This is a genomic window from Larkinella sp. VNQ87 (assembly GCF_049445795.1).
Lineage (GTDB): Bacteria > Bacteroidota > Bacteroidia > Cytophagales > Spirosomataceae > Larkinella.
Map to the genome: position 1 here is coordinate 147,301 of NZ_JBMSDT010000014.1, position 16,930 is coordinate 164,230.

13 protein-coding genes are annotated in these 16,930 nt (G+C 54.1%); 3 read left to right on the forward strand and 10 right to left on the reverse strand.

Annotation, left to right across the window (positions count from 1 at the left end):
• Positions 1-138: 138 nt before the first annotated feature.
• Together ACO2Q8_RS23155 and ACO2Q8_RS23160 are read left to right on the forward strand one after the other, a co-directional pair.
• Complete coding sequence (locus ACO2Q8_RS23155) at positions 139-1,071, forward strand: ABC transporter ATP-binding protein (protein ID WP_423347248.1); 933 nt, start codon at positions 139-141, stop codon at positions 1,069-1,071.
• A 56-nt stretch (positions 1,072-1,127) separates the two neighbouring features.
• Positions 1,128-4,757 carry an ABC transporter permease/M1 family aminopeptidase gene (locus ACO2Q8_RS23160; protein WP_423347249.1) on the forward strand — a complete coding sequence of 1,210 codons (3,630 nt, stop codon included), beginning with the start codon at positions 1,128-1,130 and terminating at the stop codon, positions 4,755-4,757.
• Positions 4,758-4,908: 151 nt separating this feature from the next.
• Here ACO2Q8_RS23160 and ACO2Q8_RS23165 read toward each other — a convergent pair whose 3' ends face one another.
• From ACO2Q8_RS23165 to ACO2Q8_RS23190, 6 genes are all read right to left on the reverse strand, one after another.
• Positions 4,909-5,349, reverse strand: a complete 441-nt coding sequence (locus ACO2Q8_RS23165; RefSeq protein WP_423347250.1) for a hypothetical protein — start codon at positions 5,347-5,349, stop codon at positions 4,909-4,911.
• A 205-nt stretch (positions 5,350-5,554) separates the two neighbouring features.
• Complete coding sequence (locus tag ACO2Q8_RS23170; protein WP_423347251.1) at positions 5,555-6,922, reverse strand: M28 family metallopeptidase; 1,368 nt, start codon at positions 6,920-6,922, stop codon at positions 5,555-5,557.
• 31 nt (positions 6,923-6,953) lie between these two features.
• Positions 6,954-7,244, reverse strand: a complete 291-nt coding sequence (locus tag ACO2Q8_RS23175; RefSeq protein ID WP_423347252.1) for a hypothetical protein — start codon at positions 7,242-7,244, stop codon at positions 6,954-6,956.
• Positions 7,241-7,762 carry a hypothetical protein gene (locus tag ACO2Q8_RS23180; RefSeq protein WP_423347253.1) on the reverse strand — a complete coding sequence of 174 codons (522 nt, stop codon included), beginning with the start codon at positions 7,760-7,762 and terminating at the stop codon, positions 7,241-7,243. Before ACO2Q8_RS23180 ends, ACO2Q8_RS23175 begins: the two co-directional genes overlap by 4 nt.
• Positions 7,763-7,950: 188 nt before the next feature.
• Positions 7,951-8,337: a hypothetical protein gene (locus ACO2Q8_RS23185; RefSeq protein ID WP_423347254.1), complete on the reverse strand. Its 387-nt coding sequence runs from the start codon at positions 8,335-8,337 to the stop codon at positions 7,951-7,953.
• 32 nt (positions 8,338-8,369) lie between these two features.
• Positions 8,370-10,421, reverse strand: coding sequence for an RNA polymerase sigma factor (locus ACO2Q8_RS23190; RefSeq protein WP_423347255.1), 2,052 nt, complete (start codon positions 10,419-10,421; stop codon positions 8,370-8,372).
• Positions 10,422-10,554: 133 nt separating this feature from the next.
• On the opposite strand from ACO2Q8_RS23190, the gene ACO2Q8_RS23195 reads away from it, so the two are divergent.
• Entirely contained in the window at positions 10,555-11,166 is a 612-nt protein-coding gene (locus tag ACO2Q8_RS23195) for an NAD(P)-dependent oxidoreductase (protein WP_423347256.1), read from the forward strand.
• A gap of 194 nt (positions 11,167-11,360) precedes the next feature.
• On the opposite strand, the gene ACO2Q8_RS23200 is transcribed toward ACO2Q8_RS23195, so the two are convergent.
• The 4 genes from ACO2Q8_RS23200 to ACO2Q8_RS23215 form a co-directional block, all read right to left on the reverse strand.
• Positions 11,361-12,554: a sensor histidine kinase gene (locus ACO2Q8_RS23200; RefSeq protein ID WP_423347257.1), complete on the reverse strand. Its 1,194-nt coding sequence runs from the start codon at positions 12,552-12,554 to the stop codon at positions 11,361-11,363.
• Between the two features lie 196 nt (positions 12,555-12,750).
• Positions 12,751-14,751: a plastocyanin/azurin family copper-binding protein gene (locus ACO2Q8_RS23205; RefSeq protein WP_423347258.1), complete on the reverse strand. Its 2,001-nt coding sequence runs from the start codon at positions 14,749-14,751 to the stop codon at positions 12,751-12,753.
• A 12-nt stretch (positions 14,752-14,763) separates the two neighbouring features.
• Positions 14,764-15,102, reverse strand: coding sequence for a tRNA-binding protein (locus tag ACO2Q8_RS23210; RefSeq protein ID WP_423347259.1), 339 nt, complete (start codon positions 15,100-15,102; stop codon positions 14,764-14,766).
• Positions 15,103-15,108: 6 nt separating this feature from the next.
• On the reverse strand, positions 15,109-16,869 hold the full coding sequence (locus ACO2Q8_RS23215) for a hypothetical protein (RefSeq protein WP_423347260.1): 1,761 nt from the start codon (positions 16,867-16,869) through the stop codon (positions 15,109-15,111).
• Between the last annotated feature and the right edge of the window lie 61 nt (positions 16,870-16,930).

Here is a 16,930-nt window from a genome sequence, read left to right on the forward strand (position 1 = left end):
TAGTTTTCCGCTATAAACTGCGTAGAAAGATCAGACTAATCCGGCTAAAAATCAGGAATATTGAATATACTTACTCATCCGCTCTAAATCCGGCCTTCTCAGCCGGTTACGAACCATTGACCACCTAACGAACGAACCATGAAACTGACCATCGAGGGGTTGACAAAAACCTACTCCAACGGCGTGCAGGCGCTGCGCGACGTCACGCTTACTATTCCGCAGGGTATGTTTGGCCTACTGGGGCCCAACGGCGCGGGTAAATCGTCGCTGATGCGAACCATTGCGACCTTGCAGGAAGCCGACAGTGGCCATATTCGGCTCGAAGACACGCCCCACGGCACCATCGACGTACTCCGACAGAAAGACGCCATCCGCCGGGTGCTGGGCTATCTGCCGCAGGAATTCGGGGTTTATCCGAAAATCTCCGCCGAAACCATGCTCGACCACATCGCCGGTCTGAAAGGCATCAGCAACAGCCGTGAGCGGAAACTGCTGGTCGATGCGCTGCTCGAAAAGGTCAATCTGGCTCACGTCAAGAAGAAAAACCTCGGCACGTTTTCGGGCGGGATGAAACAGCGATTCGGTATTGCCCAGGCCCTGATCGGCAACCCGAGCCTGATCATTGTCGATGAACCCACCGCCGGGCTGGACCCCGCCGAGCGCAACCGGTTTCACAACCTGCTGTCGGAAATCGGCGAAAACACCGTCGTGATTCTGTCCACGCACATCGTGGAAGACGTCACCAACCTCTGCTCCGACATGGCGATTATCAGCCTCGGCAACGTCATCGCCCAGGGCCACCCCGCCGATCTGGTCGCCGGGATTCAGGGCAAAATCTGGCGCAAAATCATCGAGAAAGCCGAACTGGATACCTACCGGGCCAATCACCAGGTGATCTCGACCCAACTCAAAGGCGGCAAAACCCAGATTCACATCTACAGCGACAGCCCGCAACTCGGTTTTGAACCCATCGAAGCCGACCTCGAAGACGTCTATTTCTCCAAAATCACCAGTCATCAGGAGTTAGGACGGGGCCGCCCGAGCGGTGATGAGTTAAGAGTTAAGAATTAAACGTATAACGCGTCAGCCAACTCATAATTCTTAACTCATAACTCTTAACTGAAATCATGTTTTGGAATATCTTTACGTTTGAGCTAAAATACCGCCTGAAACGCCCGGCAACCTATTTGTACGGTCTGATTTTGTTTCTCTATACGTTTCTGGTGCTGATTTACGGCAACGGGCCGGCTTCGGAAAAAGCCAATGTCAACTCGCCCTACGCCATTTCCTACCTGCTGATTCTGACGAGTATTTTTGCCACCATGCTCAGTTCGGCAGTAATGGGCGTGCCGGTTTATCGTGACATCGAACATAACACCCGCACCTACTTTTTCTCCTATCCGATCAGCGAACGAGGCTACCTGATGGGCCGGTACCTGGGTTCGTTCGTTGTCCTGATCGGCATCTTGAGCTGCGCGTGTTTCGGCATCATGCTGGGCTCGGCGCTCGGGCCGGTGCTGAACCTGGCCGACAACGTCGAACGCTACGGCCCGATCCGGATCTGGGACTACGTGCAGCCCCTGCTCGTCTTCGTCATCCCGACGGTTTTCTTCACTGGGAGCCTGTTTTTCAGCCTGGTGGCCCTAACCCGCAACGTGTTTGTGACCTACGCCGGGAGCTTGCTGCTGTTCATCGGCTATTTGCTCGGGCTGACGTTAGCGACCGATCTCGAAAACAAGGATTTGGTCGATCTGCTCGACCCGTTTGCGCTCAACACCTTTGAGAATGCCACCAAATACTGGACGCCCGCCGAACAAAACGAACTCCATGCCGGGCTGACGGGCAACGTGCTCCTCAACCGGCTGTTGTGGGGGGGTATTGGGCTGGCAACCCTGCTTTATACACTGTTCCGGTTTGATTTCCAGCGGTTTTTAGCCGTCCGGCTGGGCAAGAAGTCAAAACCGGAAGCCGTGACGCCGAAAGCCCCCCCACTGACCACGCTGCCCGTGGCCGAAAAAACCTTTACGACCAATGCTTATTTCGGGCATTTGCTCCGGCTGACCCGGCTCGAATTCGCCAACATCGTCCGGGATGTGTATTTTCTGGTCATTCTGATGGGCGGGGCGCTGTTTCTGTTCCTTGACGGCTGGTTTGCCGATCAGATCATGGGCACTCGTTCGCTGCCGGCGACCTATTACATGATCGAAGCAAAAGACTTCAACTACATTCTGTTTGTCTTCATCCTGATCATTTTTTACACCGGCGAGAGCGTTCACCGCGACAAAGCCGTGCGATTCGACAACATTGCCGATGCGCTGCCGATTCCGAACTGGGTCAGCTACGGCTCGAAGTTTCTGGCCCTGGCCGGAATTTGTTTTCTACTCGTCAATCTGGTGATTGTCAGCGGGGTACTCAACCAGCTTTTGAAAGGCTATTTCCACTTTGAATTCGGCCAATACTTCACCGACCTGTACCTGATCGAATTCCCGGAATACCTGCAACTGCTGATGCTGGCGTTTTTTGTGCACATCCTGGTCAACAGCAAGTTTACGGGGCACATCATCACGATTGGCGTCTGGGTGATCCTATTCGGCCTGCGGAATTTTGCCGAACTGGATTACAACCTGTTCTTTTACAGCTACTCACCCGGTTACCGGATTTCGGACATGAACGGATTTGGGCATTTCCTGAAACCGCTGTTCTGGTTCAACCTCTACTGGCTGGCGTTCGGCCTTGCCCTGCTCGTGATCGGCAACCTGTTCTGGAACCGGGGCAGCGAAGGCGATCTGAAAACCCGCTGGCAGCTGGCCAAACTCCGGTTCAGTAAACCGTCGGCTGCGGCCCTAACGGTTTTTCTGCTCACCTGGGTAGCTTCCGGTGCCTGGATTTACTACAACGTCAGCGTGTTGAACCAGTACCAGACGCCCGACGAAGTGCGGGAACTTCAGGCTGAGTACGAAAAGAAATACAGCCGCTACGAACGCACCGACCACCCGAAGATTACCGATGTTCAGGTGCGTATCGACCTGGTACCCGAAGAACGGCGCGTGACGGCCAACGGACTGTTTACGCTGGTCAACAAAACCGCCCACCCGCTCGACTCGCTACACCTGCTGTTTGCCTTTCCGCCTGCTTTTCATGCGAAAGCCCAAAAGCTGCTGATCGACGGAAAACCGCCCAAAGCCCTGCTTCGGGACACGGTTTTTCGGTATCACATCTACCAACTGCCCCGCACACTCCAGCCCGGCGATACGGCCCGCATGGAAATCACGATGGTGGCCCAACCGAAAGGATTCACCAACAGCGGCCTGAATCGCCACCTGGTGTACAACGGTTCGTTTTTTGATACCAGTATTTTCCCTTCGTTTGGCTACAGCACCCAGGGCGAACTGAGCAGCGACAAATACCGCAAGAAGTTTAGTTTACCGATCAAGCAATACCAGCAACCAGCTTATACCGATACCTGGGGACGAAGCAACTTCCTGTTTACGCAAGACGGCGACTGGATCACGTTCGAAGGCACCGTCAGCACGGCCCCCGACCAGCTTGCCATCATGCCCGGGTATTTGCAGAAGGAATGGACCGCCAATGGGCGCAAGTATTACCACTACAAAATGGACGCGCCCATCGCCTACTTCATGAACGTCAGTTCGGCCCGGTATGCCGTGCAGCGCGACGTCTGGAAAAGTCCGGACGGAAAACCGGTCAATATTGAAGTGTATTATCACCCGACCCACGGCCGCAACATCGACCGGTATGTGAACTCCGTGAAGGCGTCGATGGATTATTACCACCAGCACTTTAGCCCGTACCAGTTCCGACAGATGCGGATTATGGAGTTTCCGCGCTACGAAAGCTTTGCGCAGTCGTTTCCGAACACCGTGCCATATGCCGAGAGCTTCGGCTGGGTGGGCGATTTCCGCGATCCCGACAAAACCGACTACGCCTATTACGTGACGGCTCACGAGGTCGCGCACCAGTGGTGGGGTCACCAGGTGATGCCGAGCAATACGCGGGGTGCCAACCAGATTTCGGAGTCGATGGCCGAGTACGCGTCCCTGATGGTGTTGAAACACACGTACGGCGACAACATCATGCAATCGCGTTTGAAATATAGCCTTGACCGGTATTTGCGCGGGCGCTCGTCGGAAGACAAGTTTGAGGAAACGCTGCTCGACAACGACACCCGGGCGTATGTCTGGTATGACAAAGGCTCAGTGGTCTTGTTCGCCTTGCAGGATTACATCGGCGAAAAACGCCTGAACCGGGCCTTCCGCGACTACCTGCAACGGGATGCCTTTCAGCAAAAATCACCCTTTACGACCAGCCGCGACTGGTACAGCTACATCAAAGCCGCCACGCCGGACTCGTTGCAGTATTACCTGACGGATAGTTTCGAGAAAATTGCGCTGTACGAAAACCGCATCACCGACGCCAAAACCGTCGCGCTGAAAAACGATCAGTATAAAGTGACGATGACGGTGCAAACCCGGAAGCTCTATTACGACAAGGCGGGCAAGGAAACTGGCGCGGGCAAGGCGAAGGACCTGATCGAGATCGGGATTTTTGCGGCCGATGCCAAAAACAAGAAGGGCATGACGGAGAAAGTGCCGCTGTACCTGAAGAAACACTGGCTGGCCCCGGGCACCCACACGCTGGAGTTCGTCGTGAAAGGCAAACCCGCCAAAGCTGGCATCGACCCGTACAACAAGCTCATCGACCGGGTGTCGGATGATAATGTGAAGCCGGTGGAATGAGAAGGAGTTGTTACACAGGGTTAATCAGAGGAAATCAGAGAGTTCTCGGATAAACTCTGATTTCCTCTGATTAACCCTGTGTAACAACCGATAAAAAGCAAAACCTCCGGAAGCACATCTCCCGGAGGTCCATTTATAAACGAAGACTCGTTTATTTGCGGAAAATCAATTGCGCTTTACCAACGTTCGTGCTATCCAACGCATAATCAACTACTTCAGAAGCCAACTCTTCCAGATTGCCGTTCTTCGTGTAGGTGTAGGTTTGTTCATCCCCATCATCATACTTGAGCGTCAATTGATCGTTCGCGAACTCCCAGTTACCCGTAAAATCGCCGACCGAGAATTCCTGACGAAAGTTTTCCCGGAAGGTATTATCACTGTAAATGTCAATTCGAGAGCTAATAAAATTCAAATAATACAAATCAAGCGTCAGGTTATTCAACTGGCTATTCGAAAAACCGGATGTTTTGATATGGTTCAGGTCCCAACGGCCAACGACAGCCGGCGGGGGTGCCGGTTCATCATCATCATTACACGAGGTTAAGCCCGCTGCAAACACCACGACGCAGAGCAGATAAAGGAAACGCTTCATAAATTGTCAGGTTTTTTGTTAGGTATTCGATTGAGTGTAAGTGGATGAGATGACCGTTGGAGACGTAAACTACAAAAAAAACGTTCAGGTTGTAATTTTTCCGTTAAAAAGCTCCGGTTTTCTCTCTTATGATACGGGAAAAACCGCCCATGTGTTGCGGCAGGGCGTTAAAATTTCTTAACAAGCCGGTTTTCGGCCAACCGATTTAGCGCAAACCCGGGCGCGGAATCACTGGCAGACTTTCATTCCCGTCGGCGCTAACCGCCTGAACGGCAAAGAAATAATTATCCTTCGAATACGGCAGTGTCAGCCCCTGTTTTTCGGTAAAAAATTTCTTCTGCCAGAACGGCCAGTGCGTCTCACGCATCAGCACGTAATATCCTTTGATCTTCCGGCCCGCCGAGGCCCCGGCTTTAGGGGCCTGCCAGAACAGCGTCGTGGAGTTGGTCAGATTCCGGGCTTCCACCGTCACGTTCTGCGGCATCGAGGGTGCTTTGGCGAGATTGGCCAACACGGCCAGGTTCATGGCGGTATTTTTCCGGAGGTAATCAAAATCCATGAACTTCACGTAATCGCCGTACTCCACGCCGTCCTGCGTCCGCAAATCCTGGTGCTGATGGGCAAAATTCTCGTTCATTTCTGTAATCCGAACGGCCGGAAAACCGCGTGTGACAAACGGCGTGTGATCGCCCCCGCGCAAATACCGGTCGTTGCGGTAGACCATCACGACTTCCAGTTGATCGACATACCGTTCCCCGACTTCTTTCGTGTACCGGGCCAGTTGGCGGGCTTTTCCGTCGTTTTCCAGGCCATACTGCCGGATGTTGGCCGCTACTGAATCGGTCTGAAAACCGGGTAAACCCTCGCTGAAGACCCGGACGCGGGTGTTGTCGATCACGCGCAGATCGGGGCTGTTGTTGGAGCCCATGATGTCGTTGTTCAGCAAGGCTTCGAGGTTCCACTTTTCGTCTTTGGCCCGCTGCGCCAGGTGGTTGGCACCCAGCAGCCCCTGCTCCTCCCCGCTCACGGCCACAAAAATGATGGTCGCCGGAAAAGCAGTTTTGCTCATCACACGGCAGAGTTCAATAACAGCGGCCGTGCCGGAGCCGTCGTCGTTGGCGCCGGGCGCGTCGGCGGTGCGGTTCATGACATCGGTAACGCGACTGTCGATGTGGCCGCTGACCAGAAAAATCCGGTCGTCGCTCGGGTCGGTGCCCTTGAGCGTCGCCATGACGTTGCCCATCGGCGTCGCCTGATCGACCCGCCGACCGTCGGCAGGCAGCGTCCAGGCGTCGATCTGCGCGGTCAACCGCCCGCCGGATTGTTTGGCGTACTGCTGAAATTTGGACAATGCCCACTGCCGGGCGGCTCCGATGCCGCGTTTGGGGTCGGTGGTCGTGCTCAGCGTGTGCCGGGTTCCGAAGCTGACGAGTTTGGTCACGTGCTCGCGCAGGCTGTCGGCCGATACCTCGCCAACCAGTTGGGCAATCTGCGGATCGCGAACGATGGTGGTTTGGGCGTGCGCACTTCGAAAAACGAGTAGCAGGGCAATGGAAAAAAAGGCGGTTTTCATGCGGGGTGTTGGGAAGTGTTAAAAGCGTTCGTTAACGAAAATACGCCATCGTGTCGGTTTTTGGGAGCGAACCCGCCTTTTCAGGCGCTTTTTTGCCGGAGCGCGGCACCGGTTTCGGGCGTTTCGGCGGACGGCGGGGTTCCAGGCGCGACGAGATGACCAGCGCTCCGGCCAGGAGCAACGAGACCACCAGCGAACCGATGGCAATCCCACGCGTGGGCAATTGGAACACCGGGCGGTAAAAGTCGCGGGTTTCATCTTCCGAAAACAAATTCCGGAAAGGCAGTCCGTTTTCTTCCTCCGATGATTCAGCGGTTTTCATAATCGGTGGCTCAGGCTGAAGCCCAGGGCGGTTTGGGTGGTTCCCGGCAGCGGTTGAGCTGAAAAGCCCAAACGGGTCAACGCCAGCGTCCGGTTGTACTGTGTAACGGCTTTCCGCACCTGCCCGTTGCCGATGAGCGTCAAACCCAGCGTTACACCAATGGAGCCAAAATACACCGTCCAGTACTCGCCGGAGCGGGCCGCCTGGTTGCGGGGTTGGGCCAGCACGTAAATCAGCGGGACAACGGCCACGGCCTGTCCAATGGTGTTCAGCGTCCGAAACCGTCGGAAATGCCGGTTTACCGTCGGTTCGTTCAACTCATTAAACGGAATTTCGAGCGAGGTAGGCGAGCGTAGCCGTTTTCCGCCGTAGAAATAAGCTCCATACGACCGCTCGATGGGCTTCAAGTGGGCCGGGATAGCCGTGCCCGGTTTATAAAACGAGGGATCGGTCGGTTGCTGGGCCCGGGCAAACCCGAAAACTGTCATTAGTCCGATCGAAAGTAGAATGGTTCGCATACGAATTGAACACCCGTTATCGGTATTCAACCCGAGTATAGAAAAAAGAAGCGAGAAAAAACAGCCTGGCCCCGAAAACCCGCCGGAATACGGTAAAAACCGAGTCAGCAACTGCCCGCAGATCACGCACCCGGTAAACAAAACCGGGCGCGAAGAAACTTCCTCACGCCCGGTTTTGTCGGGAATTTCTAACGACGTCGCCCCGTTGAATCCCTCGGCGGGATGTGAACCGTGTCGCGGGGCGGCACCGGCAATGAATCGTAGTGGGGCGGTTTCGGCGGTCGGGGTGGCCGGATGACCGCCGTATCCGTCGGTGGTTTCGGCGGCTGTACGACAACGGTATCTTTCGGTGGCCGGGTTGGCTGCGTAATAAGCGAATCGTTGGGCGGCCAGCTAATCGTAGTATCTTTTTGGGGTGGGATATACACTGAATCTTGCGGGTTTACGACCTTGCCTGTATCCGTTTGTTGTCCGCTGGTTCGCAACGAACTAGTATCCGGGGTAGGCTCCTCGATGGCTTTTCCGCAGCCAATCACCGCGCCCAAAAGCGCCACCGAAATCAACAGGTTTCTCATGGTTGTATGGATTTGATTGTGAACTGATTTCCTTAACGGTTTTCCGGTATCAGCCGCAAACGGATCTGAATACCCACCTGGCTGGTCCGCAACAAGTCGTTGGTGCTTTTTTGGAGCGGGTACCTGAAAAAAGGTTCAATCCAGAGGGAGCGTCCGCGCCAGGCCGTTAGTTCGAAGCCCGACGAAACCTGCATCCAGCCAAACGGTCGCAGCCGCAACGCCGGATCGGTTTGTGTTTCGCGGGAGAAACTGGTCACAACCTGCTGGGAAGTATCGGCCGACGCCACCCGCCTAATTATCTGATAATCAATTTGCTGAATCTGCCCGAACAAGCCCGTCGTGGCGACTCCGGTGGCCACCGACCAGCGCAGCCGTTGGTTTTCGAGCAATTGGTAACGCACCGACAATGGGATGGTGATCTGCCAGCCGCTCCGGTTTTGACCTACTATTCGACTGCCCGAATCGATCTGCATCGGTTCACCGCCGGGGAACGTCAGTTTCGGCCGGGCCAGGTTCAGGCCGGTTTCCAGCGAAAACTGGCTGTTTAACCGCAAATCGCCCCAAAAACCGGCCGTCCAGCCAATTAATGCCCTATTCCGACCGGAAGAAACAAACTGCCCCCCGGCCAACAGCCCGGCTCCGAAAACCGGTTTAACCGAAGGACGGCGCGTAGGTTCAATATTCTTTGCCACGGGCTGAACACGGGGCCGGGCGACTGCTACCGGATCAACGCGAAACGGCTTTGGGCGCACAAAAGCCAGCGGTCCGATGGCTCGCTCGCTCGGAAAACCGGAAATAGTTTCAGCCAATCCGCCCGGATACCTTGTCTGGAAATCGCCCCTGCGTCGGCCCGAAAACCGCGACTGGCGGGGATTGGCAAACGACTGGTCTGCATCGTCGTCGAACCGGTTTTGTTGCGTGGATATAGTCAATGATTGGGATAGCAAACCGCTTCGCTGACCCGACACCCGGTTTTCGCCGGTCGAAGCTACCACTCTCCCATTGGGCCTGCCGCCTTTTTCCCGAGTATCCGGCGGGTCGTTGGTCATTTTGAGTACCCTTTCCGTCTGGTTCGCTTTGGGAGCAGAGAGCAGTTTCCCCCGGTTTGCCGATATCGGCTTTTTCGCTCCTAAATGACTAACAGTCAACAGCTCCAACAGATTTGAGCCGGATTTCATAATGGGTTCGGGTGTCGAAGCGGTCACCGGATTCGCTGGGTCAGGCAATTGGGCCACGGCCTGCGGTTCGCTCAGGCTTCTGGCAAAATCACCGTCAGTCGACGGAAACCGGGTTGCCTGCTGGCAGAGAACGCTTACGGCGGTCAGGCATAGTACGTTCAACTTCCAGAGACTGATTTTTCCAGACGGCCCCGCTGGCGACTGGTTCAGCCGAAACCGCCGGAAAGCTTCCCAGGCTTCATCCTGACCAGGCGGAACATAATCGGTCAGCGTCTCCCGAATGCGTTTCCAGTTGGTGCTGCTCATACGGTCGTCGGTGTAACGGACATGAATCGGAATCAACGGGCGGTTCAGGGCTTTCGACGCCATCAGTTCTTTCAAGCGTTGTTTGGCCCGGGTCAGATACACCCGCGAACTGCTCACGGGAATCGACAGCAACTCGCTGATTTCAGTATGGGTGTAGCCTTCGATTTCGTACAGATTGAATACCAGCCGCCATACGTCCGGCAATTGCGTCAGCAGGGCCAGAATTTCTTCCGCAGCCAGTTCGGCCGTTATTTCTTCCTCCTGAAAAGCCAACGAACACGCTGTCTCAACCGATTCGGACCACAAAAACCGCTTTTCTTTCCGGTAATAAGCAATCGCCGTGTACACGGTCAGTTGCCGGAGCCAGGGCCGAAACGATTCCGGCAATGGTCCGGCTGCCTCAAGCCGGTTGAATAGTTTCAGGAAACAGTCGTTCAGTACCTCCTGCGCCAGCGCCTTCGAGGGTAAATAGCGCAAACAGAGGTTAAACACCAGCCCATAAAAGTGCTTGAAAACCCGCTCCTGAGCCTTTGGATTGGCGACCCGGCACAGGTGCAGCCACTCCCGTTCCTTTGGCGTACAATCGATTAACTCTGCCATGTTGAATTACCCGCCCAACGACGATTTGCGCCCATTGCTTCCGTTGTCCGGAGGAGCGACGGTAGGCTGAAGACCCTTCCGAGGTTGTTTTCGTTGGTAAGTCGGCCCCGGGTGCCGAAACGCTACAACTCGATTGCATTTTTTTTCTCCTTCCGGAAAAAGCTTCTCCGACTCTTACGATACTGCAACAAAAACGCTTACGGTCGGAAGTAATCGCCGACAGGATGAAGATCAACCCGGTTTTGATTCGGAACGAAATCAGCAACGCAGACATTCAGTCACGGCCCTTGTCCGTCATCCCGAAAACAGAGCGATTTCAGACCCGCAGTTGACCGTTCAGAAAGGTGATGCTCAGCATGAAGAGGAAATCACAACGCTGGTGGCCGGACACAATGCGGTGGTCAGCGCCTACAATGCGGGTTGGACCAATCCGAACCTTTACGACGACTTCCTGGCTGGTTCGCAGGCCATCCAGCGGGGTATCCGAAAAGCCGGTGTCAAACGCCTGCTGGTAGTGGGTGGAGCGGGTAGTCTGGAAGCGGCACCCGGCCTTCAACTGGTCGATACGCCCCAACTCCCGGCCGGATGGAAACCGGGGGCCCTGGCCGCCCGCGACTACCTGAATATTCTGAAACAGGAAACGGATCTGGAATGGACCTTTCTGAGTCCGACCATTAGGCTGGAACCTGGCGAACGAACTGCCCGATTCCGCCAAAATCTAGAGCAACCCGTCTTCGAGGAATAGGGTGAAAGCAAAATTTCGGTTGAGGATCTGGCGGTAGCCCTGCTTGACGAACTCGAACAGCCGCAACACATTCGACAGCGGTTTACGATTGGTTACTAAACCAAAATAGCAGCTAATTACACAAGCATTACGGTGCCTGAAATCCCACCGTTTGTCAGACACCGGAATGCAACTTACCCATTGATCTATACCTACTAACGGGTAAGTGGTAAAGCTAAATAAAAAGTGGTCCCGGCACCCTGTTGGCTCTCAAACCAGAGTCTCCCTTTCTGAATTTCAGCGTATTCCTTACACAAATAAAGACCCAGGCCTACGCCTTTTTCGTGATTTGTCCCAAACGTTGATCGTGATTTCAGCGAAAAAATAGCTTCTTCATGAGCTGCGTCAATACCGATTCCATTATCCTGTACGGCGATCAGACATTCGGAGCCCGTTTTGGTAGTTTGTACAGAAATTAAACCACCGACTGGAGTAAATTTGATGGCATTACCAATCAGGTTTCGGACGATAAGAGGCAGCATATTGGTATCCGCCAACACCCATAAATCCGGATCGATCGAATGCCGTAATTCGATTCCTTTTTTAGCTGACAACGGTTTATAAATCTCCAAAATCGGCTTTAATACGGCTTCGACATGTACCTTCCCCAGATTGACACTAGTACCGCCCATCTGGGTTGTCGACCACGATAATAAATTGAAAAGCATTTCCTGTGTATGACTCACAACCGCCAACAACTCCGCTTCAATCTGTTTTTTCTGATCGATGCTCAACTCCGTTTCCCGAATGACTTCAAGGTACTGCTGAACGGAAGCCAGTGGGGAGCGCAAATCGTGTGAAACGATTGAAAAAAGTTTATTTTTTTCGGCATTTAACTGTTCGAGCACCAGGGACTTCTGTTCCACCAGGCGTTGCTCCGCCCTGTACGCTTTTCTAAAAAACTGCATGGCCAGGTAGATGAGAATTACCCCGACCAGATAGGTAGATGCCACATCGAGAATCTGGTTCAAACGATTTGTATACTTCGTTACGATCGATTCAGGATACAGGTATTCGATCGATAAAAGGCCAAATACGACAACCAGATTAAAACAAAACCAGAACCTATATTGCCGCGCAGGGGCAATGATGGTTAGCAGAAAATAAACCAGCATAAACAGGAGCAACGACGAGCCGACTGCACCCGCATTAAAAAAATAATTAATCGCTAGCAATAGGTTAATCAATATGCCAGCGGTAGTAATGCTGATATAAAATTTATTTTTTATTCGGGAGAGGTAATAAAGAAACGAAAAGAGTAGAAAAAGTACCAGCGAAATAAGTGATGCTTCCGTTAATCCGATGGAATAATTGAACGGAATATTATAAACCATTGCCAGAATTACCACTAGGCACATCGAATTGAATATCCGGCTTTCCAGTGTAGTTTCTCCCGGCTTACCAACCAGTGTTGTGAAAAAATTCCGTAAAGAGTGAGAGGGTAAAGAGTGTTCCAAGCTTGGGTGCGTATAAACAGATATAAAAATAGGTGATTAAAGCTTTGTTTAATCACCTATACTCGTAAAAAATTTATAAAAATGCGAATTACTTCACCACTTTTAGCACGCCCTGCATCAGGGAAGCGTGTCCCGGGAACGTGCAGACGAACTGATACTCACCCGGTGTCGCAGGAGCGACGAAATAGAGCGACTCCGAGGTTTCGGGCTGCATCAGGTTTGTATGAAACAGAACGTTCGGCGTAACGGGCACATACTGCATTTTGGAACCATTCAGGTTCAGTTTCAACGCTGCGTCACCGACGGCATTGGCCGTGGCCGGTTTTACGATTACGCAGTTGTGCAGCATATCGTCGTTGTTATTGAAGATCCATTTCACACGGCTTCCGGCTTTCACCTCCACCTGTGTTTTGTCGAATTTTAGCCCCGGCAGCGTCCCAATCGTTATGACCTGATCCGGGCCGTTCGTCCAGTCGGCGGGTTGCTCTGTGACGCGCTTGGCACTCACTGCGGTTTTCCCTTTCGCACCCGAAACCGGTGGTTCAGCCTTGGTCGAAGCCATCGCCATGTCGGCATGGTTGTGTTTGGCAGGAGCCGCGATGGCCAGTTTCGTCCCAGGAGCAATGGCGTTCAGGGTGTAATACCCGGTATTGTGCAGGAGCGCCAACCCGGTAGTCGATTTGACCCCTTCGGCCTTTACTTCGTGGACATAGCCTTCGCGCAGAACCGTATCAGCCACAATCCGTGCTTTCAGGCCATTCTCGGACACCACCACCCCCCGGATCGGAACCGGACGGGCGTTCTCAATCGGGCTTCCGTAGGTTCGGTGGTATTTGTACGTAAAGCTGTTCAGGCTGTAAGAGGCCGGATCTTCGGCGGTTTTCTTGTCAACCGGCAATGTGAATTCAACTTCAAAACCGTCGGGCATCGAGCGAATCGCTTTCATTTCGAACGGTGTCTGGCCGGTCCAGACCAGGCGCTGCACCCCGAACGGGTCTTTGCCGGTGGCCGACCAGCCCCGGCTGGTTTGCCCGACAAACATGGAGCCATCCAGCCCCCAGGCCATCCGCAAAATACCCGACTGAAAACCGGAGCGGAACGGGAAACAGGCACCCTGGTACTCGCCATTGACTTTTTCCAGGAAAACGCGCATCACCTTGCTGTGCCCCTGGTCGCCGACGAAGAGTTGCCCATCGAACGGGCCAAACCGGCTGGCGGTTGTGTCTTCCAGAATGTCGGAGGTCGAAATTCCCATCAGCGTATGCGGAAACCAGATAGCCGGAACTTTCAGATTCGGGACGGTTTTGGCTACTTCGTGCATCGGTTTGCCCGTGCTCGGTACGTCTTCCGGCTTCAATTTCAGGGGTGAGCCCGGCTCGGAAGTCCATTTCAACCCTTCCGGATTGCCGGCAAAATCGCCCAGTTCGAGGTGAGTCATCCGGCCGGAACCAACCCAGTCGCCCTGGTTTTCAGTGTAAAAAATGCTGCCGTCGCGCAAAGCCCGGTAACTCGACGGAGAGCGCAGCCCCGTAGCCCAGGGTTTGACTTCCCCTTTTTCGTTCACTTTCAGCATCCACCCGCGCCATTTGGCCAGGCTGGCTCCGCGCCCAATCCAACCAAGGTTGAGCGTAATGAGCATATCGCCGTCCGGCAAAAAGACCGGCCCGTACGAATATTCGTGGTAATTACCGGACAATGGCCATTTTACGATGGACTGGTATTCATTGGCTTCGCCGTCGCCATCGGTATCCATCATTTTGGTCAGTTCGCCCCGCTGGGTTGCGTACAAAGCGCCTTTGTGGTAAGCCAGCCCGAGCGGTTCGTGCAGACCGTAGGCAAACCGCTTATACTGCGGCTGCCGACTGCCTTTCATGTACGGATTGCTGATCAGCCAGACCTCGCCCCGGCGCGTGGAAACCCCCAGCCGACCGTCGGGCAACACGGCCATTCCGCCCACTTCGAGTTGAATCCCTTCGGGCACGGGCACGGTAATCAGTCGGTAATAGTCATCTTCCGTCAACGGGCGTTGTGCCATCGCGAAAGAGGACAGGAAAAGGGAGAAAAAGAGAAAAGAAAGTTTATTTTTCATGATTTCTAGTAACTAAGCAATTCGGGAGCCATTCTCAGTTTTACGTTCGGTTTGCAACAGGGTCACTTCACCTTCTTTACCCAATGCACCCAGAACAAGGCATTCGCTCATGAACGTCGCAATCTGTTTCGGCGGGAAGTTAATCACTGCTACCACCTGCATCCCCAGCAGATCGGCGGGTTTGTAGAGCTTCGTCAATTGCGCCGACGACCGTTTGATGCCTTTGGGACCAAAATCGAGCGTTAGTTTGTACGCCGGTTTTCGGGCCTCCGGAAAAGGATCGACGGCGATGATTGTGCCGACAGCCATTTCCACCTTTTCGAAATCCGCCCATGAAATTGGAGTTTCCATGCGCTTTTACCAAATGTAAGAATACTGAATCGTGGTCGAGCCGCCCTTTACGCTGACCGGCATCACCAATTCCTGCCGTCCGGAGCTGGTCCGGATCGTCGGTTTCAGTTTGGAATCGATTCGTACGTAATACTTTCCATCGACGGAATACAGGCCCTTGGTCACTTCTTCCAGCGTCGACCCCGTCGCCAGGCGGCAGTAGAGCGACTCGTTTTCCGGACCTTTCACCGTTAGGGTGCGCGTAAACGATTTACCGTCGGTATTGGGCAAAACCGCATCCGTAATGTCCAGATCGCGAAGCCGGTAATGCGGAATCGGATAACTCTGCTTATCCATGGTCAGGCCAGTGTATTTAAACTCGCTGTCCGACAGGCTATCGGGCCAGTATTGCGTTGCATTGGCCAGCAACGCCAGCGGACTCTGGGCCGACAAAACCGCCAGTGTGCCCATCGGCTTGAGCAATTGCGGTTCTCCTCGTTCGTACCACATTTCGGTCACATCCGCAAACGGTCCGCGCCAAACCTGCAACAAAGCGCCCTGGTTCAGATCGACGGTATAGTTCAGACCGGTTGGGCTACCGACAGAAATACAATGCGTTTTCTTTTTCGGGCCAAAATTGACAAACGAGCGGATCACCGACGGTTTGGCGCTAGGTTCAACCGTTATCGCACCGACCGGATCGGGTTCGGGCAGCGACGCCCGCGTATGCAAAGCCTGAAATTTGGTATCCGGGGCCGAAATAAAGAAGCCCAGACCCGGCCGGGGCCACGATCGCCCAAAGAACAGGGTAAACGGATGTTTTCCGGCCGTCAGTTCGACTTTGGCGGTATTCATGTAGCCCAGATCGAGCCGTTGATTGGCAATCACTTCCTTGCCGTCGATTTGCAGCGACGCAAAACCGCCCTGCTGCAAGGCCACCGTATAGGGCCCGGTTTTATCGACTACCAGATCGCCCGTGTAAACAATCCCGTGCCAGCGTGGCTGACCAAAGGACACTTCATAGGTGACCGTCGAAACGGTATCTTCTTTTACCAGCTTCAGGTTCGCCAGTTCAGCGGGCGAGGTGGTCTCGGTCCGGTTTTCGTACAGTTTATACCGCACATTCGCCAGTTTCGCAACGGGCCGGTCGGTAATCAATTGGTAGCCAACGTTCCGCACTGCCACAACACCGTTCTTGACATTCAGCATGACGGTGCCTGGGGTTCCACCAGATCTTCGGGGTAACACCAGGTTTTCGTGCAATACAACACCATTGAGCGCCATTTTTTCCAACGTAGCCGGTCCCTGACCGCTGCTTTGAAGCTGAACCTCCAACGGTTGCCACAAGCCAGGTGCTTTCACCGCGTTCTGGAGAGGCAACAACGTGGCATTGCCTTCGATGGTCCCGAACGTAGCGGTGTTGACCTCCGGACTCCCCCAGGTATCGGCCAGCCGGATGCCCGTTGGGCCAAACGACAAGGTTGCTTCCGCACCCGGCGACAGGATGACCTCCAGCACCAGCCGGACATCACTGGCGTTGGTCAGCAACGTCACCGGCTGGCCGGGCGTTCCAACCAGCACGCCCGTGCCGGGTTTTAGTTTACTGTCGGATTTCAACGGATTGACCATAATCGACGAGGCCGGTTTCCAGTTAGCGGGCACGGACGACAGGCGATCGGTTGGTAAAGGAGTTAGCGATTCATCAAGGGTCTGGGCCCCAACCGGCACCGCGCCCGTCAGTAACAGCAGAGCCGCGCCCCGGTTGAGCCATCTTGCAAGGGAAGTCATTTACTACGTTCTGTTTCAGTGTGTAAGCAACCGGTATCCGTTGTAGGCATGGCGGTTACTT

Bases quoted from the DNA above. Each gene is read 5' to 3' on its own strand.
- ACO2Q8_RS23155 (WP_423347248.1), top strand. From the start codon at position 139: ATGAAACTGACCATCGAGGGGTTGACAAAAACCTACTCCAACGGCGTG.
- ACO2Q8_RS23160 (WP_423347249.1), top strand. From the start codon at position 1,128: ATGTTTTGGAATATCTTTACGTTTGAGCTAAAATACCGCCTGAAACGC.
- ACO2Q8_RS23165 (WP_423347250.1), bottom strand. From the start codon at position 5,349: ATGAAGCGTTTCCTTTATCTGCTCTGCGTCGTGGTGTTTGCAGCGGGC.
- ACO2Q8_RS23170 (WP_423347251.1), bottom strand. From the start codon at position 6,922: ATGAAAACCGCCTTTTTTTCCATTGCCCTGCTACTCGTTTTTCGAAGT.
- ACO2Q8_RS23175 (WP_423347252.1), bottom strand. From the start codon at position 7,244: ATGAAAACCGCTGAATCATCGGAGGAAGAAAACGGACTGCCTTTCCGG.
- ACO2Q8_RS23180 (WP_423347253.1), bottom strand. From the start codon at position 7,762: ATGCGAACCATTCTACTTTCGATCGGACTAATGACAGTTTTCGGGTTT.
- ACO2Q8_RS23185 (WP_423347254.1), bottom strand. From the start codon at position 8,337: ATGAGAAACCTGTTGATTTCGGTGGCGCTTTTGGGCGCGGTGATTGGC.
- ACO2Q8_RS23190 (WP_423347255.1), bottom strand. From the start codon at position 10,421: ATGGCAGAGTTAATCGATTGTACGCCAAAGGAACGGGAGTGGCTGCAC.
- ACO2Q8_RS23205 (WP_423347258.1), bottom strand. From the start codon at position 14,751: ATGAAAAATAAACTTTCTTTTCTCTTTTTCTCCCTTTTCCTGTCCTCT.
- ACO2Q8_RS23210 (WP_423347259.1), bottom strand. From the start codon at position 15,102: ATGGAAACTCCAATTTCATGGGCGGATTTCGAAAAGGTGGAAATGGCT.
- ACO2Q8_RS23215 (WP_423347260.1), bottom strand. From the start codon at position 16,869: ATGACTTCCCTTGCAAGATGGCTCAACCGGGGCGCGGCTCTGCTGTTA.